A 17355-nucleotide genomic window follows, 5' to 3' on the forward strand; every position below is an offset into this window, starting at 1 on the left:
CGATCCGGTCCCGGGCGTGAAGGACGTGGCTGGTTGGCGCCGTAGGCCGCACCGGGGAGCAGGCCCGGTGGCGGACCCGTCGGCTCCCTGGCGCGAGTCAGGGCCAACCACGGCCAAGGTTCAAGTGTCGACACCGCACCGGTGCCGACTCTTCAGAGATGTTGAGAAAGGAACCCCCTCATGAACGCATTGCCGCCGTATGCGGAATCAACGGCCCCCGGCTCGGTCTCCCAGGCGCCCGACCTTCCGGACGGATTCACCGCCACGTTTAAGAGCCATCTGATCGAGGCAAACGGCATTCGCCAGCACGCGGTCATCGGGGGTGTCGGACCAGCGCTGCTCCTGGTTCACGGATGGCCCGAGAATTGGTACGCCTGGCGCCACCTGATGCCGGAGCTCGCGAAGCAGTACACGGTAGTTGCGGTCGACCAGCGTGGCATGGGTCTGAGCGACAAGCCCGTAGACGGATATGACTCCGAAACGCTCGCCAGTGACCTGGCCGCGTTGATGCTTGAACTGGGCCACGATCGGTTCGCCGTCGTCGGCCACGACACCGGCTTGGTGATCAGCTATGCACTCGCCGCGGACTACCCCGACCGGGTCGACCGGGTGGCACTCGCCGAGGTGCCGGGGCCACCGACGCCGGACCACTCGCCGCCCCTTTTCGCCCCGCGCGAGATCAACAACAAGTTGTGGCACATCGCCTTCAACCGGGCGGGCGACATCGCCGAACAACTCGTCCAGGGCCGTGAGGCGATCTTCTTCGGCTACGAGTTCGCCATCCAGGGCGGCCAGGTCCCTGACGCGGCCATTGACTACTACGTTCAGGTCCTCTCCGCCCCCGGCGTGCTTTCAGGCAGCTTCGGGTTCTATCGATCCTGGGACGAGACCATGGCGCAGAACGGGGAACGAGGCGGGCACAAGTTGACGATGCCCGTCCTTGGCATCGGTGGCGAGGCGAGCTGGGGCGGAGCGGTCGGTGGGGCGTTGTCCGCGATTGCCGACAATGTCGAGACCGTGGTCGTGCCGGGGACGGGCCACTGGGTGGCAGAGGCGGCACCGGAGGCGCTGCTGACAGCGCTGAGCGCGTTCCTGGCTCCGTTCGGTTCGCGCACCGACTCCCTCATCGCGGGTTAGTAAGCCATCAAAGCAGCAGTTCCCCTTGGCGGGGCGTCGTGCCGGCATACGCAGCCGCTCCGCCCCGTCAAGTGGCTCCGGGTCTACGGGACTCAGGCGTGGCGACGTTGTAGCACGAAGAACGCTGCCCGCCTGGCCCGAGCTGGCCGGGCCAGTTCTGGTTACCCACGCGAGCGCCGACAGTGATCGGAAGGCTCGCCTCGGGGACCGCCACAAGACACGACGATGGAGGAGACATGGACGACCTGAGAGAACTGGCCGTGGCAGCGCACGGCGGGTTGGACAAATGGAACCAGTTGAGCGTCGTCACTATGCACATGCATACCGGTGGAGCACTTTGGGCGATCAAGGGCCAGGATGGAGTGATCAACGACTCCAGGGTGCGTGTCGAACTGCATCGTCAGCTCGTGAGCCATGCTCCCTTCGGAGCGCCGGACCTGCATGACGTCTACACCCCGGATCTGGTCACCATCGAGAACGATGACGGAACCGTTATCGACCAGCGCGCGAACCCGAGGTCCTCGTTCACTGGTCACACCTTGGAGACACCCTGGGACCGGTTGCACCTGGCCTACTTCGCGGGGTACGCGATGTGGACATATCTCACCCAGCCCTTCTCCTGGACCCGACCCGGGGTCGAGATCGAGGAGCTCACTCCGTGGCAGGAGGACGGGGAGGAGTGGCGCCGGCTGCGGGTGTTGTTTCCTGCGGGGATAGCAACCCACTCGCGCGAGAACGTCTACTACCTTGACGATCGTGGACTGATCCGCCGCCATGACTACACCACTGAGGTACTCGGCTCGACCAGTCCCGCCGCGCACTATGGGACAAGGCATCGAGAGTTCAACGGAATTTCAGTACCCACTCGGCGCCGCGTCCATCTTGTCGACGAGAATGGGTCGGTAATGCCGCAGCCGGTCGTCGTGTCCATCGACCTGGATGATGTCCGGTTCGAGTGAACATCCGAAGCGGCTCACCCGGCGGTGGGGGTCGGTCGCGGTAATCATGCGTCTCGCATCGAACCTTGCTGATCGCCGGGCCGCAGTCGAGCCGGGCCGGACTCAGTGCGGGAGCTTGCGCGATCGGGTTCGCCTCACCTCCTTCTCGGTCGTGACGGGGATCGGCCCTGCGCCGCGGAGCGGGCAAAGGCAACGCGTTGCATTCCAGCGATGCCGCCCGTCCAGTGGTCATGTGCTTCCTTCAGGAGCCCGGGCCGCCGTGTGGTGCGCCGTCCCCTGAGCCGTGCCACGTGCAAGCGCCAGTTCGCACAAGAGTGCCCAGACGCGCTTCGACTGCTCCCGCAGAAGCGCTCCACGGCGTCGGGCCCGTACCACCGCCAGGGGTCTCACTGGCGCGAGGCGGCCAGGCTCCGGCGCACAGTTGGGCTCGGTGGGCACCGATTGGCGCCACCGAATTCGCACTCGGAAGGCTCGGTCCAATGATGAGTATCGGCGAGCAGCCCGCTGCCGACGTCAGGCAGCCGTTCGTAGACGGCACCACTCCACGAAGGCTGTCGCCGCGTGGTGGCGCGTCGCCGCACAGCACCCGTGCAACCTGCCAGATCCGCGCGTCCTCGGCACCGCCAACCGCACCAAACACCCACCCTGAGACGCGACAGGAGTTGCTATGAGCAGGGATGCCTCCATCTTGACCGCGATCAGCTCGCTTGTCGGCGAGGAACGTGAACTGCGGACGCAGCACGTCAAGTCTCGTGGCGACCCCGCCACGCACAGTGAGCGATTGCAGAAGCTCGAGGCGGAGTTAGACCAGTGCTGGGACTTGCTGAATCAACGGCGCGCGCTCCGGGCGGTCGGCGCAAGTCCCGATGCGGCCAAGCTACGTCCCGCCTCGCAGGTCCAGGGGTATCTGCGATGACGATCGCGCTAGGAACGAGGAGGCCGAGATGGATCTACTGCAGTTTATTCCAGTCCTAGCAGCGATCGCGATCGTCGCCTTCCTGGTGCGTAATCGCATCAAGCATCGCGAGATGACTCAGCGCGAACAGGCGCTGGCTCCAGTGCGGATGTTGGCGTTCGAGGATGTCACCGCGTTCGGCGTGGACCTTACGAATCTGGATTCCGAGATCAGCGGTCATGTACTCGACGAGGGCGCCACTGCCGACTACCAGCGTGCGCTGGACGCATATGAGTCGGCCAAGATCGCTGGCGATGCGCTGACCGGGCCTGGCGACATCCGGCATCTCACTGAAATCATCGAGGACGGTCGCTATGCGGTCGCCTGCGTGCGCGCCCGCGTGTCGGGCGAGCCTTTGCCGAGGAGGCGACCGCCGTGCTTCTTCGACCCACGGCATGGGCTCTCGGTCGCCGACGTGCCCTACACCCCGGCCGACGGCATGGAACGTCAGGTGCCGGCCTGCGCCCTCGACTCCCAGCGCGTTCGTGCCGGCGCCGAACCCGACACGCGTAAAGTGTTGGTTGGAGCATCTCGAGTTCCGTACTGGGAGGGCGGTCGTGCCTACGCGCCCTACGCCGCCGGGTACTTCGGTGTCGACGCGCTGACGTGGCTGTTCATAGGAAGCCTCGCCTTCAACGACTTCGGAGAAGGCGGCTCTGGGGACGACGCACCTGCAGAGACCAGCGGCGCCGGCAGCCACAGCGACGACAGCAGCCACTTCGACGGCGGCGGTGGTGACTTCTGAGGCCGGGCAACGGGCCGAATAGAGCGCGAGAACTCGTGTCAGGCCACATGTTCCACGGCGACCTTCCGGCAACAGCCGGGACCTGGCTCGGGTTCCACCCTGCAACCTCGTGGGTGGCTTGCCGCGCGTTGGTACTCCGCCCGGGCCCCGTGTGGACACAGGAATAGAAGGAATACTTGCGCAGTCAAGTTGTTGTACAGACACGCGCAGTCATGCATGTTGCGGACGCGCCGAGAGGAGAAGCAGTGCAGTTCGGAGTCTTTACGGTCGGTGACATCGCCCCGGATCCGACGACCGGCCACACCTACAGCGAGGCAGAGCGGATCCGCAACATGATCCGGGTCGCGCAGCGGGCCGATGAGGTCGGGCTCGACGTGTTCGCACTCGGCGAGCACCACAATCCGCCCTTCGTCCCGTCGTCACCGACCACATTGCTGGGCTACGTAGCCGCGGTGACGAAGCGGATCACGCTGAGCACGTCGGTGACCCTGATGACCACCAATGACCCTGTGAAGATCGCGGAGGACTACGCGATGCTGCAGCACGTGGCGCAGGGCCGGCTGGACATGATGGTCGGTCGGGGCAACACGGTGCCCGTCTATCCCTGGTTCGGCAAGGACATCCGCCGAGGTGTTGCGCTGGCGCTGGAGAACTACAACCTCCTGCACCGGTTGTGGCGGGAGGACGTGGTGGATTGGGAGGGAAGCTTCCGGACTCCTCTCCAGGGCTTCACGTCGACCCCGCGACCGCTGGACGACGTCCCGCCGTTCGTGTGGCACGGCTCGATCCGCACGCCCGAGATCGCCGAGCAAGCCGCGTTCTACGGCAACGGCTTCTTCGCCAACCACATCCTGGCGCCAAACTTTCACTTCAAGCCGTTGGTCGACCTATACCGACAGCGGTTCGAGCACTACGGCCATGGCACGGCGGACCAGGCGATTGTGGGCCTTGGCGGCATGTCGTTCATCGCCAAGCGCTCGCAGGACGCGGTCAACGCGTTCCGTCCGTACTTCGAGAACTACCCGGTGTTCCGAGGCATGCGGCTGGAGGACTACATGACCTCCACGCCGTTGACGGTCGGCAGCCCGCAGGAGGTCATCGACAAGGTCCTCACTTTCCAGGAGGGGTTCGGCGACTACCAGCGACAGCTGTTCGCTGTCGACGGTCTCGCGTTGCCGATAGACGTAGCCCTTGAGCAGGTCGAGCTGCTCGGGACCGAGGTGGTTCCCCTGCTCCGCGAGGAACTTGAGTCTCGGCGTGGCCCGAACGTCCCGGACGCGCCCACGCACGCATCCCTGGTGGCGGCCAAGTACGGCGACGGGGAAGCTCGCCAACCGCGCCCGAACCCGAACCGCGGCGACAACCTGTCGGGCACCTCGCCCTACCAGGACAGCGACCCGAGCATCGAAGCCCATTTCCCGGTGGCCCTGTGATGAGACACCCCAACATCCGACTCGCCAACGAGGCTTGGGAGGCCCTTTTTCGGGCGCAGGCCACCCTCAGCATCGAATTCGAGCGCGAAGGCGACTGGGGTGACCTGCTGCCCCGCGAGTACGGAGTCCTCTATGCCCTGTCCGCGGCCGCCGACGGGCTCCGGATGTCCGACCTGTGCGACGACGTCTTGCTGACCCAGGCCGGGATCTCACGCCTGGTCAGCAGGCTCGAGAAGCGAGGCCTGGTGGAGCGGAGCGACGACCCGGACGACGCGCGGGCGCGGAGGATCCGCCTCACCGCCCGGGGGATGGAGGAGCAACACCGTCTGGGCCGTGCCCACGCGCGGCACGTCGCCACCGCAATGACCCGCGCTCTTGAGCCTGCCCAGCTCGAGACCCTCACCGCGCTCAGCCGCGCACTCACATCCGCCAGTCGTACCAGCACCCAAAGGAACCGCTCATGAATGACCCGACCCCTCTGGCCACGGCAAGCGTCGTGGTCGTCAACGGGGGCGTCAGCGACCCTTCATCGACTCGACTGCTCGCGGATCGTACCGCCCAGAAAACGGTCGACACCCTCCGGGAGTCTGGACTCGAAGCAACCCTCAGCGTGATCGACCTCGCCCCCATTGCCGTCGACATCGCCCAATCAATAGTCTCAGGCTTTCCGAGTCCGCAAGTTCAAGAAGCGATCGAGCGACTCGCCGCGGCCGACGCGATTATCGCCAGCACGCCCATCTACAAGGCCGGGATCAGCGGCTTGTTCAAGTCCTTTGTCGACCTCATCGACAACGACCTGCTCATCGCCAAGCCGGTGATCCTCGCCGCGACCGGCGGGACCGCTCGGCACGCCATGGTGGTGGACGAACAGTTGCGCCCGCTCTTCGCCTTCCTTCGCGCCATCGCGACGCCGACGTCGCTTTATGCCGCGCCAGAGGACTGGGGATCCGCCGACCTCGGCAAACGGATCGCCCGCGCCTCCACCGAGCTCGCCCTGCTTGTGCGAAGCGGCGCACCTCGCGACATAGCCGCCAGCAACTGGGATGGATATCAGCACCGATTCGGCGGTAACGCGACACAGGCCCAACGATCAATCGACGGCGTGGACTTCAGCAGCGAGCTGATGCGCCTCGCCGCCGGCGGGTCAGCTTGAGCCGGACAACCTTGGGGCGAGCGCACCAGGCCGGGGCTCTTGAGAGCGAGCCGACCCGAGATAGCCCAGCTCGCGAACGACGGCCTCACCAACCCTGAGATTGGGGCACGACCGTTCCTCATCGCGCGGACGTTGGGGGTGGCACCTAGGCAAGGTCTTCGCCAAACTCGACGTGAGATCTCGCCGAGGACTGATTGACGCGCTTCCAAGGCCGGATTAGCGACCCTCCCGGCATCTTGACGAGGCGCTCGGTCGCGTCCAGGAGGCCTTGTGCGCGCGGACGCGATGAGGAGCGTCCGGGGCTGCTGCAGAGCCGAGTCGTGCCGAGCGATTGGGACTCAGGCGTTGGTGCCACGCCACGACAACCGCATCACGATTCTGGCACCCGGCCGTTCTCGGGGGTGAGGTCCACGACCACGGCACCGACGACCCGGGCGTACCCCGCGTCGGCGAGCTGCACCGTCTGCCGCCCGACCGGGTGGACGACCTCACACGCGCCCTGTGAGGGGCTGCGTCGTCTTCGGCTTGGCTGAGCCATGCACAGAATTCCAGGGAGCGGTCGGCTGATCAGAGAACCGGCCGAGGGTCTGCGAGCCGAGCCGACCGGGCGTTGCGTTCTGTGACCTGCCGGGCTTGCGCTCAACGCATGCTGATCTCGGCGTCGGATACGTCGCGGAGGGGCCGAGTTAGTCGGCAGTGACGCGCGGCGGGGCCTACGCGGCTACGAAGCACGCAGTAGTGGCTGTCGCCGAGCAGACCGCAATCGCTCTCGCCGACAGCAACATCTCCGTGACGCTGCTGTGCCCCGCCCTGGTCCGAACCGCGATGTCCGTGGTCGGCGACGACCCCGACGACGTGGCCAGGATTGCCCTCACTGCGCTCCGCTCAGGACGGTTCCTGGTTGCTCCCGAGGAGTGGAGCAATGCCATCGCCGAGCGTGGTTCCAGGCTTGTCGGTGGTGGGCTCCCCACGCCGCGACAGGGATCCTGTCCATGAATGCCCTGAAGAGGATCTCGGCGTCTCCAGGCAGCTCCGTCACCTGCCGAATCTCTCAGATGCAAGGGCGGAGCGGAACCAATCGTCGTCATGATTCCTTCACATAGGCGGCGCGGGCTCGCACAGCAGAAGAGGGCCACCCGCACGTCCGGCGTGGATTGCCGCCCGGGGCGCTTCGGCCGTCGCCCGCTCCAGGGCGGTCCGCCCCGATCTCACTCACAGGCCTCCGCGCGTAGCGTGGATCATGACCCGCCTGAAGGAGCTCACCATGAGCGTTCCGCCACAGCTTGCCACGGCCGGTTCGATACGCCTCGTGCCCCTCCCGGTCGGCGCTCTACGGGCGCTGCTCGAAGGGAATCTCGAGTCGGCCTCGACCATCGCCGGTCTCTCGTTGACGCCGTACTTCGTCGAGCACGGGTGGTTGTGGGACATCCGTGTCCCCCAGATCGAGCGCGATCGTTCAGTAGCGGACTGGATTGCCCGTGCTGCAGTCGATGGGGACGTGGTCGTTGGCCACGTCGGCTTCCACGGTCCGCCAGATGGCCGCGGCATGGTCGAGGTGGCCTACTCAGTTGATCCGGCGCACCGGCGGCGCGGATACGGTCGAGCGATGTTGGCGGCCGCGCTCGCCTGGGCCCACGCTGAGCGGATCCCGATCGTTCGAGCCACGATCAGTCCCGAGAATGGGGCGTCGCTGGCGACCCTCGCGCGGTTTCCCTTCGCCCTCGGGGGTGAACAGTGGGACGAGGAAGACGGTCGTGAGCTCGTCTACGAACTGCTCCTCGACCGGTGGTCGATGGCGAGGACAGGCTGGTCTACGCGAGCGAGCCCTGGCCGCTGGAGGAGGTGCAGGTGGGAGCGCCGATCTTCGATCTCGTCCCTGCGGAGTTCGTCGGACCGTACCGAGAAGCGCTGCACCAAGCCCGGACCACTGGTGAGACGCAGGCGATCACAGCGCGCGGACCTCGGCCCGAGCATGGTCCCGATGCCATGGGGTGGTTTCGAGCCTTCTACTTTCCCATCCGTGATGACCTGATGGGTGGTTTCGGTGTCGACATCACTGAGATGGTCGAGGCTCGCGAGGCCTTGTCTGCATCACGGGCACGTCTGGTGGCTGCCGGCGACCAGGCTCGCCGTCGGATCGAACGAGACTTGCATGACGGCGTGCAACAGCAGTTGATCACCCAGCTCATGAGCCTCCGGCTGGTGAGCGGCCTCGTCTTCAGCGACCCGGCCAGGGCGGTCGAGATGGTGGAGGATCTGATCCGAGACGTGGAGGAGACCGTGGACGTCGTTCGTGATGTCGCGCGGGGGATTCACCCGGCCGCCCTGACCCAGTTCGGCCTGGTGGCTGCGCTGCAGAGCCTTGCGGCGCGCAGCACCCTGGAGGTCGCCTTGCGGTGCGAGGTGGATCGAAGGCTGCCGGAGGCGGTGGAGATCGGCGCGTACTTCTTGTGCGCCGAGTCGTTGACCAACGTCGCGAAGTATGCCGGCACGTGCCGGTGCTCGGTCTCCACGACGTTGGCGGAGGACACCTTGCGTGTGGAGATCTCCGACGAAGGTGTCGGAGGAGCGGAGGTCACACGCGGCGGGGGGCTGGAGGGCATCAGGGACCGCATCGAAGCGCTCCATGGTGAACTCCTCGTCTCGGAAGCGAGTCCGCACGGAACCCGGATCGTCGCAACGATTCCGCTCGCGGCGGGTATGACCGCGCCGGAGAGCTGACCGTCGCCGTTGGAGGTGCGGGCGCCCGGCTGGGATCAACTTTCTGCGGGGGAGGGGGTCGCTCTGCCGGTCGGCGAGACACATTGACCTGCGGGGCAGATCGGGCCGGGATACCGTCGTCCCATGAGGCTGCGCGTGGTCTTCGCTGACGACAACTTCTTGGTGCGCCAAGGAACAGCAGCCTTGCTGGCCACATCCGACCAGGTCGAGCTCCTCGAGGCTGTTGCGGACACGGCGTCGTTGATGGCTTCGGTCAACAAGCACCAGCCGGACGCCGTGCTGACCGACATCCGCATGCCTCCCACGTTCACGACCGAGGGGATCGACGCAGCGCGGCAGATTCGGGCACGGCACCCGGGCACCGGCGTGGTCGTCTTGTCGCAGTACGTCGAGGAGGACTACGCATTCGAGTTGCTGAAGGACGGTGTCGCAGGGCTGGGTTACTTGCTCAAGGAGCGGGTGTCTGAGGTCGAAGAGTTGGTAAGGGCGCTGCACGAGGTGTCCCGTGGCGGGTCTGCGCTGGACCCGAAGGTGGTGGAGGGGTTGCTCAGGCGCAGCACCGCTCAGGCAGCGTCTCCGCTGCTGGGTCTGACGGAGCGGGAGTCGGAGGTGTTGCAGCAGATGGCGATGGGGCGAAGCAACTCAGCGATCGCCAAGACGCTGTTCATGAGCGAGCGGGCGGTGGAGAAGCACATCACGGCGGTCTTCCAGAAGCTCCAGCTGAGCGAGGAGTCGGAGGTGAACCGCCGGGTGACCGCCGTGCTGGCCTACCTCGAGGCTGGCGGTATCGGGAATCCGCCGCCCACGTGAGAGGGCCTTCCCGGGTGTGTTTGCCGGGAAGGCCCTCCGTCGTGGGGTCACTCGCTGACGACCGCCCGGAGCACGTCCACTTTGGACGCCCTGCGCGCCGGTCCGACCGCCGCGAGAATTCCCGCGACGGCTGCCGCGACGACGTACAGCAGCAGCTGCGGCACAGGTACGGCGATCTGGTCGATCCCCATGTCGGCGAGCGCCCTGCTCAGCGACAGGCCGAGGCCGATCCCGAGCACGGCACCGAGGAGCGCTCCGATGACAGAGATGATCACCGACTCCCAGCGGACCATCGCTCGGACCTGTCCGCGTGTCATGCCCACCGCTCGCAGCAACCCGAGCTCACGGGTCCGCTCGAAAACCGAGAGGGCCAACGTGTTGACGATGCCCAGCAGCGCGATCACCACGGCCAGGAGCAGCAGCACGGTCACGAAGCTCACCAGCTGGTCGATGAGTTTCCCCATCGCGCCCTGGAACTCTTCCTGGTCCATCACCGTCGCGTCGGGCTGGTTCGCCAGCGCGTCGGCGATGAGCTCCTTGACGACGGACACACGCGCGCCGTCCTCGACGAGCACCATGGACGTACCTTCGAGCCGGTCAGGGAAGTACGCGGTGTGCGCGGAGCCGGAGATCACGTAGTCGGTGTTGACGAAGCCCTTGCCGTCGTAGATCCCTTGCACTTCGAGAGTCGCAGCCTGGTCTCCCGGGAACGCGCCGGAGATCGTGTCGCCGACCTCCCAACCATGCGCTTCGGCCAGGCCTTCCTTGACCAGGACGCCGGAATCGGTCAGGGCCGCGGCCTCACCCTCGAGCATCCCCATCTCGAGCGAGCTCTCGACGGTCCCGGGATCGATGGAGGTGAACTGCCCCTTCTTGCCGTCGAACAGACCTGCGCCGAACGACGTGGGTGACACCACGTCCACGCCGTCGACCGATCGGACGATGTCCACGACCTCAGGGCTGTAGCCCGCGGTGTCGCTGCTCGGCGTCATGACGTACAGGTCGGCGTTGGTGCGGTTCTCCAGCACGTCGGTGAACGACGCTTTCAATGAGGCCGCGAAGACCGACACGGCCGCGACCATGGTCAGTCCGATCACCAGCGCCATCGCGGTCGAGGCCGTGCGCCTAGGGTTGCGCATGGCGTTCTGTCGGGCCAGGTCACCGGACACGCCCCGCATGCGGAGCGGCCATCCCACAGCGGCCGCCAGCGACCGCATGAACAGCGGCGCAAGCGTGGTGATCCCCAGGACCGCTCCGACCACACCGATCCCGATGAAGGCCGGGTGGGCGGGCCCGAAGAGGGCGAGCAGCAGTCCCGAGGCGCCGCCGACAGTCAGCACAGCGCCGACGGCAAACCGCAGCACCGAGAACCGCGGAGCAACTGGGGCGGCATCTCGCAGGGCTTCCACGGGAAGGACCTTCGTCGCTCGCCGCGCCGGGGCGGTCGCTGAGACGACGGTGATGACCGTGCCGACCACGAGCCCGGCGAGGATGGTGATGGGGCGGATCTCCAGCGGGGCGCCTGGCAGGGAGAACCCGAGACCTCCCATGAGCCCGCTGAGAGCACGCGCCATCGCGACGCCGAGGGCGATGCCGATGGCCGACGCGAGGACCCCCAGGAGGACTGCCTCGGCCAGGATGGTGCGCATCACCTGCTGCCGGGTGGCGCCGATGGCGCGGAAGAGCGCGAGCTCGCGGGTGCGCTGGGCCACCTGCATGGAGAAGGTGTTCCAGATGATGAAGGATCCCACGAACAGCGCGATGCCGGCGAAGGCCATCAGCGCGTAGGTGAGGAAGCCGAGTCCCTCCTTGGCTGCCTCGGCGCGTTCCTCAGCGATTGCGGCGCCGGTGACCGCCTCGACCTCACCCGGCAGGACCGCGGTGACGCGATCCGCCAGCTCGTCGTCGGAGACGCCGTCGGCTGCTGCGGCGATGATGGTGTCGTAACCGTCTTCCTGGCCCATGAGCCGCTGCGCGGTTCGGGCCTCGAAGTAGGCGATGGTGGAACCGCCGAGGTCGTCGGCGTCGCCGTAGCCGACGATTCCCACCACGGTAAACGTCCGTGCGGGGCCCTGGAAGAGGACTCTCACCCGGGACCCGATGTCCAGGTCGCCCTTCGCCGCGGACGTGGCGTCGATGGCCACCTCATCGGCCGCCTCGGGTGCACGCCCGGCACGGAGCTCGGTGACTCCGCGCAGCTGTGTGCTCTCGGCGAGGTGCGTGCCGAGGGCGGGCGCGCCGCTGGGCTGCATCGGCTTGCCGTCGGAGTCGGTGAGGAGCGCGTAGCCCTCCACCTTGCCCTCGGCGACGGCGACGCCATCGACGCGGCGTACCTCGTCGAGCAGCGAAGTGGGCACCGTGGCGCGATTGGCTTCCGCCTGTGGCTGCGCGTCGTCAATCTCACTACGCACGACGGTGTCGGTCCCCGAGCTGGCGTCGGCGAACAGGTTGTCGAAGGCGGTCTGCATGCTGTGGCTGAGCATGAGTGTGCCCGCCAGGAAGGCCACCCCCAATGCGATGGAGGTGGCGGTGAGGACCAGCCGGAGCTTGTGCGCCAGCATGCCCTTGATCGTTGCACTCAACATGGCTCAGGCTCCTAGCTTCTTCATGTACTCGAGGACCTCGTCCGAGGTGGGGTTGTGCATCTCGTCGACGATGTCGCCGTCGCTGAGGAAGAGCACACGGTCGGCGTGAGCGGCCGCGGCCGGGTCGTGCGTGACCATGACGACGGTCTGGTTCATCTCCCGAACGGCGTGCTGCAGGAACCGCAACAGCTCCTCCCCGGAGCGCGAGTCGAGCGCGCCCGTGGGCTCGTCGGCGAACACGATGTCCGGCTTTCCGGCCAGTGCCCGGGCGGCCGCAACGCGCTGTTGCTGACCACCGGATAGCTCCGAGGGCCGGTGGGAGAGCCGGTCCCCGAGACCGACGGTCTCGACGACGGACTGCACCCAGAGGGGGTCGGGCTGGCGACCCGCGATCTTGGACGGCAGCGCGATGTTCTCCGCGGCAGTCAACGTGGGGAGCAGGTTGAACGCCTGGAAGATGAAGCCGATCCGATCCCTGCGCAGCAGCGTGAGCTGCTTGTCGCTCATCTCGGTGATGTCGGCGTCACCGATGGTGATCGTCCCGGCGCTGGGCCGGTCTAGGCCGGCCAGGACGTGGAGCAGCGTGGACTTGCCGGAGCCGGAGGGGCCCATGATGGCGGTGAACCTGCCGGCTTCGATGGCGACGTCCACATCGTCGAGCGCCAGCACGCGGGCGTCGCCCGTGCCGTACGCCTTGGTGACACCGGTGGCCCGGGCCGCGATCGCAGTGACGGCCGGGCTGGTGGTGGCGGTTGAGGTCATTTCTCAGCTCCTGGGTTGAAGTCACCGGCCACTCGACCGGGTCTTGTCCTATTGCAGGCAGTCGGGCACCGCCGGGGCAGGGGGTCCCGCGCACCGCTCTGACGGTCAGCCGCACACTCCTGCGTGCGCGCAGCGGCCACCCGCACCCCTGCGATGCGGATTCCCGCCTCCCGGTGGGGCGGTCAATCGCCTGACCCGACCGCCGGGTGAAGGGCCAGACTGGGGGGATGAGCAAGCGGGACGGGGCTGTGCGTGTGAGCGCCGTGCGTTGGGAGTCGCTCGCCGGGTGGGCCGCCGCCGCGTGCGCGGCGCTCGGGATCTACGTGATCGTCGTCGTGGGCGGCGGGCGACTGCTGGGTCGTTCAGGGGCGCCCGATCTGGTTCTGTCCGTGCTGGCGACCGCGGTGGTCGCAGCCGTCCTGCAGCCCGTCCGGGTCCGTGCCGAGACGATCGCGGCCCGCCGGCTCAAGCGCGCACATCCCTCGGCCTACGACCTGCTGGCCGACTTCCCGCGGCAGCTGGCCGGCCGCGAGGGCGGCGAGCAAGCGCCGGCGGTGATCGCCCGCATGCTCGCGGTGGGCACGGGGGTCGAATGGGCCCAGGTGTGGGTCCTGGTCGGGGAGCGGCTGCGCCTGGTGGCGACCTATCCGCCGGGCGCCGCCGCAGATGAGCCGGAGCCCCGGCTCTACGACAGCATGCCGCGCGACGGCGTCCGCTCGGTCACCGTGGCGCATGCCAGCCGACCTCTTGGCGTTCTTCGGGTCGGGGAGAAACGGTCCCGGCCCATGACGCCGGTCGAGGAAAGACTGTTGGGCGGTTTGGCCGCCCAGGCGGGCATGGTCATGGAGACCGCGCAGCTGCGGGCGGAGATCTCCCTTCGAGTGGAGGAGCTCACGCTGCGCGAGGAGCAACTGCGTCGCGCCCGCGAGGTGCTCGTGAGCATCCAGGACCGTGAACGTCGCCAGCTCGAGCGAGACATCCACGACGGGGCTCAACAACAACTCGTGGCGCTCGCGATCAACCTCAAGGTTGCCCGCGCCCTGCTCGAGAGCGACCCCAGCCAGGCGGCCCGGGTCCTCCAGGAGCAGGCAGAGGCCACCGCCCACGCCACCCGGACGCTGTCGGACCTCTCCGGCGGCCTGCTGCCCGAGTCGTTGGCACACCAGGGGCTGGCCGCGGCGGTACGCGTGGCCACCACCAACAACCCGGTGCCCGTCGCGGTCCATGCTGCCACCTTGAGCCGGCATCCGCCGGCGGTCGAGGCAGCGCTGTACTTCTGTGCGCTGGAGGCCGTGCAGAACGCCACGAAGCACGCCGACGCGGACCGGATCGACGTTCGGATCGTCGAGGAACGCGACAGGATCACTGTGAACGTCCACGACGACGGGCGCGGCCTGAGGCCTGACCAGGAGCCCGGCAGCGGCCTGGGCAACCTCAAGGAGCGGGTGACTGCCCTGGGGGGCCAGCTCAGCCTCGACGGGACGCCCGGGAAGGGCACCACGGTCCAGCTGACGGTCCCGCGCACGACGCTCGTCACGAGCGAGGTGCTCAGGTGACCCGGACACGGCTGGCGTGGGCGCTCCTGGGCGCCACGGTGCTTGCGAGCATCGCCCACGTCGTCCTCCTGGCGGCCTCGAGCCGGTCGATGGTCCACCCCGTGGTCATCGGCGACGGGTTCCCCCTCGTCACCATCGGCGCCATCGCCGGCGCAGGAATCGGCGCTGCGATCGTCTCGCGATACCCCGGACACCCGATCGGCTGGCTGCTGGTGGTCGGGCAGCTGCTGAGCGAGCTGGGTCTCGCACTGCGGGCCTACGGCCACAGCGCGCTGGCCGGCGAGCTCGGTGACGCCCCGGGCGGCGAGCTCGCGACCTGGTTGTCGATCCAGACGGGAGGACTCTTCGTCGTAGCGCTCCTGGCCGTGCTCTTCCTCCTGGCGCCCGACGGAAAGCCCGCCTCGCCCCGCTGGCGTCTCGCGCTGGCCCTACCAGTGAGCGGCTTGATCATCAGCACCGCTGCGGTCGGCACCATCTCGCCTGGACAGCTCGATGCCGACGCTCAGCTCGTCGGCGGACCCAGCGTTTTGCTGGAGACCGCCCTGATCGCAGCATTCGTGCTCATCTCCGCCGGCGTGCTCGCCGCCGTCGCCTCCCTGTGGCTACGGGTGCGACGCGCCCGAGGCGACGAACGACAGCAGCTCCGCTGGGTGGCACTGGCCGCGCTCGGCCTTGCCGCCGGGGTCGTAGCCAACCTCGCACTCTTCGTCTTCGGCGCACCCCTCTGGGTCCAGCCCCTGCCCGTCATGTTCGGCTACGTCTGCGTCCCCGTCTTCCTCGGAATCGCCATCCTGCGCTACCGGCTCTACGAGATCGACCTTTTCCTCAACCGAGCCATCATCCTCGCCGTTCTCACCGGGTTCGTCACGGTGGGTTACGTGGGACTCGTCGTCGTGATCAGCAGGGTGTTTCCCATGACCCAGGGCAAGTTCTGGCCCTCGCTGCTGGCCACTGCGCTGGTGTCCGTGGCCATCCAGCCTGTGCGCGAACGCGCTGCATGGCTGGCCGGCCGGATCGTGTACGGAGCCCGAGCTGCCCCCTATCTCGAGCTCGCCAGCTTCAGCAAGCGCCTGCAGGAGGCGCCCAGCACCATCGAGCTCCTCCGCCGCGTCGGTCAGGCGGTGGGGCGTGCGGTCGACGCGCGGAGCGCCACGATCCGGGCGGACCTGCCGGGCGGACTGACAAGCCGGGTGAGCTGGCCGGAGAGCTCTCCCGGTGGCGCCGGCCCCGCCTACGCGCTGCCCATCGTCGAGCAGGGCGAGCTTCTCGGTGAGCTGTCGGTGACCACGCCTCCCGGCAGATCTCTGCGAGCCGAGGAGCAGCGTCTGCTCTCCGACTTCGCCGTCCAGCTCGGACGCGCGTTCCGCAACATCAGGCTGGAGTCGACGCTGGCCCAACGCCTCACGGACCTGCGCGCAAGCACGGCAGCGCTCGAAGCCTCCGCCCGCCGGCTCGACCTCGCTCAGGACGCGGAGCGACAACGGTTCGAGTCAGAGCTGGCCCGTAGTGTCCTCCCACACCTGCGGGCGGTGGAGCGACAGCTCAGGGAGATTCCTGGAACAGACAAGAACCTCACCGCGTCGCAATCACGGCTGGACGAGCTGCACCGTGAGGTTCAGCTGGCACTGGAGGGGCTGCGGACCTTGACCCGGGGCGTCTTCCCCGCGCAGCTGGCGAGGCAAGGCCTGCCGGCCGCGCTCGCCGAGCTGCTCGTCCGAACCGGCAACGGCCACGTCGACACGGACCTGGCACCAGGGCGACGGTTCGAACCCCGGGTCGAGAGCGCCGCCTACTTCTGCGTGGCCGAATTGGCCCGCCTCTCCGACCCCCATCTGAAGGTGCGCCTGCGAGAGGTCGTGGGGTACCTGAGGTTGACGGTCCGCCTGTCCAGCCCCGCGCCGGACTCGCTCGAGCTGTTGCACCTGCGTGACCGCGCCGCGGCGCTGTCCGGACATCTCGCGATCACCGACGAGAACGGCGCAAGCACCGTGACGATGGGCCTGCCCGTGGATCAGCCCGCCGCGTCGCTCCAGACCTGACGCAACCGCGCCGAGTCGAACTCCGCCTTGGGAACGTAGGCGTGGGCCCCGCAGTCGAGAGGGTCCGCGCCGAGCTCACCCAGCTCGTACGTCGAGAGCAGCACCACGATCGGCGCGTTGTCGAGGGCACGGATCCGGCGCGTTGCCTCCAGCCCGTCGATGCCGGGGAGATTGACGTCCATAAGCACCAGGTCCGGCTGGTGCCGGAACACCGTTGCCAGCGAGTCCTCGCCGTCAACGGCGTCGCCCACCAGCACGAACCCCTCGGTGGCTCTGACCAGGGCTCCGGCGGCGCGACGAAAGGTTTCCTGGTCGTCGACCACCACCACGCGCACGTCCGCCATCCGAACCTCCTACCCAAAGCCTGCCGGATCGGGCGCCGCGGACGCAGGAGTGTTTCCCGCACGGCGCGGGGCGGATTCCCACCCAGGGGAGTGCGGTCGCGGCGCCCTCGCGGGCGGGCACCACGGTCCCGCCGGACTGGAGCGGTACCTAGCGTT

16 protein-coding genes and 1 pseudogene are annotated in these 17355 nt (G+C 67.7%); 13 read left to right on the top strand and 4 right to left on the bottom strand.

Annotation, left to right across the window (positions count from 1 at the left end):
• Positions 1–180: 180 nt before the first annotated feature.
• The 7 genes from J3P44_RS19190 (at position 181) to J3P44_RS19220 (ending at position 6382) form a co-directional block, all read left to right on the top strand.
• Positions 181–1137: an alpha/beta fold hydrolase gene (locus J3P44_RS19190; protein WP_255892071.1), complete on the top strand. Its 957-nt coding sequence runs from the start codon at positions 181–183 to the stop codon at positions 1135–1137.
• Between the two features lie 236 nt (positions 1138–1373).
• Positions 1374–2096, top strand: coding sequence for a hypothetical protein (locus tag J3P44_RS19195; RefSeq protein ID WP_255892073.1), 723 nt, complete (start codon positions 1374–1376; stop codon positions 2094–2096).
• A gap of 667 nt (positions 2097–2763) precedes the next feature.
• Positions 2764–3012 (top strand): DUF2630 family protein, encoded by a 249-nt coding sequence (locus tag J3P44_RS19200; protein ID WP_255892074.1) that lies wholly within the window; start codon positions 2764–2766, stop codon positions 3010–3012.
• 28 nt (positions 3013–3040) lie between these two features.
• Entirely contained in the window at positions 3041–3796 is a 756-nt protein-coding gene (locus J3P44_RS19205) for a hypothetical protein (protein ID WP_255892075.1), read from the top strand.
• Between the two features lie 245 nt (positions 3797–4041).
• A complete protein-coding gene (locus tag J3P44_RS19210; protein ID WP_255892131.1) occupies positions 4042–5229 on the top strand; it encodes a CE1758 family FMN-dependent luciferase-like monooxygenase in 1188 nt (395 codons plus the stop codon).
• Positions 5229–5693, top strand: coding sequence for a MarR family winged helix-turn-helix transcriptional regulator (locus J3P44_RS19215; protein ID WP_255892076.1), 465 nt, complete (start codon positions 5229–5231; stop codon positions 5691–5693). The genes J3P44_RS19210 and J3P44_RS19215 overlap by 1 nt, the downstream gene beginning before the upstream one ends.
• Positions 5690–6382, top strand: coding sequence for a CE1759 family FMN reductase (locus tag J3P44_RS19220; protein ID WP_255892077.1), 693 nt, complete (start codon positions 5690–5692; stop codon positions 6380–6382). The genes J3P44_RS19215 and J3P44_RS19220 overlap by 4 nt, the downstream gene beginning before the upstream one ends.
• A gap of 370 nt (positions 6383–6752) precedes the next feature.
• On the opposite strand, the gene J3P44_RS19225 is transcribed toward J3P44_RS19220, so the two are convergent.
• The gene (locus J3P44_RS19225) at positions 6753–6920 is read right to left on the bottom strand and encodes a hypothetical protein (RefSeq protein WP_255892078.1); all 168 of its coding nucleotides are present in this window, start codon (positions 6918–6920) and stop codon (positions 6753–6755) included.
• Positions 6921–7078: 158 nt separating this feature from the next.
• Here J3P44_RS19225 and J3P44_RS19230 point away from each other — a divergent pair, with 158 nt between their 5' ends.
• The 4 genes and pseudogenes from J3P44_RS19230 to J3P44_RS19240 all read left to right on the top strand — a co-directional run bounded on the left by J3P44_RS19230 (position 7079) and on the right by J3P44_RS19240 (position 9913).
• A complete protein-coding gene (locus tag J3P44_RS19230; RefSeq protein WP_255892079.1) occupies positions 7079–7378 on the top strand; it encodes an SDR family NAD(P)-dependent oxidoreductase in 300 nt (99 codons plus the stop codon).
• Between the two features lie 268 nt (positions 7379–7646).
• A pseudogene (locus tag J3P44_RS25830) lies at positions 7647–8078 on the top strand (GNAT family N-acetyltransferase); the annotation flags it as partial.
• A gap of 89 nt (positions 8079–8167) precedes the next feature.
• Positions 8168–9103: a PAS domain-containing sensor histidine kinase gene (locus J3P44_RS19235; RefSeq protein WP_255892080.1), complete on the top strand. Its 936-nt coding sequence runs from the start codon at positions 8168–8170 to the stop codon at positions 9101–9103.
• A 123-nt stretch (positions 9104–9226) separates the two neighbouring features.
• A complete protein-coding gene (locus J3P44_RS19240; protein ID WP_255892081.1) occupies positions 9227–9913 on the top strand; it encodes a response regulator transcription factor in 687 nt (228 codons plus the stop codon).
• Positions 9914–9960: 47 nt separating this feature from the next.
• On the opposite strand, the gene J3P44_RS19245 is transcribed toward J3P44_RS19240, so the two are convergent.
• Both J3P44_RS19245 and J3P44_RS19250 read right to left on the bottom strand, forming a co-directional pair.
• Positions 9961–12498: an ABC transporter permease gene (locus tag J3P44_RS19245; RefSeq protein WP_255892082.1), complete on the bottom strand. Its 2538-nt coding sequence runs from the start codon at positions 12496–12498 to the stop codon at positions 9961–9963.
• Positions 12499–12501: 3 nt separating this feature from the next.
• On the bottom strand, positions 12502–13260 hold the full coding sequence (locus J3P44_RS19250) for an ABC transporter ATP-binding protein (protein WP_255892083.1): 759 nt from the start codon (positions 13258–13260) through the stop codon (positions 12502–12504).
• A 227-nt stretch (positions 13261–13487) separates the two neighbouring features.
• Here J3P44_RS19250 and J3P44_RS19255 point away from each other — a divergent pair, with 227 nt between their 5' ends.
• Positions 13488–14816, top strand: coding sequence for a GAF domain-containing sensor histidine kinase (locus J3P44_RS19255; RefSeq protein WP_255892084.1), 1329 nt, complete (start codon positions 13488–13490; stop codon positions 14814–14816).
• Positions 14813–16855 carry a hypothetical protein gene (locus J3P44_RS19260; RefSeq protein WP_255892085.1) on the top strand — a complete coding sequence of 681 codons (2043 nt, stop codon included), beginning with the start codon at positions 14813–14815 and terminating at the stop codon, positions 16853–16855. The genes J3P44_RS19255 and J3P44_RS19260 overlap by 4 nt, the downstream gene beginning before the upstream one ends.
• Here J3P44_RS19260 and J3P44_RS19265 read toward each other — a convergent pair.
• Positions 16828–17199 carry a response regulator gene (locus J3P44_RS19265; protein ID WP_255892086.1) on the bottom strand — a complete coding sequence of 124 codons (372 nt, stop codon included), beginning with the start codon at positions 17197–17199 and terminating at the stop codon, positions 16828–16830. The two genes, J3P44_RS19260 and J3P44_RS19265, sit on opposite strands and share 28 nt — an antisense overlap.
• Positions 17200–17355 lie beyond the last annotated feature (156 nt).

The organism is Nocardioides astragali (assembly GCF_024436375.1).
Lineage (GTDB): Bacteria > Actinomycetota > Actinomycetes > Propionibacteriales > Nocardioidaceae > Nocardioides > Nocardioides astragali.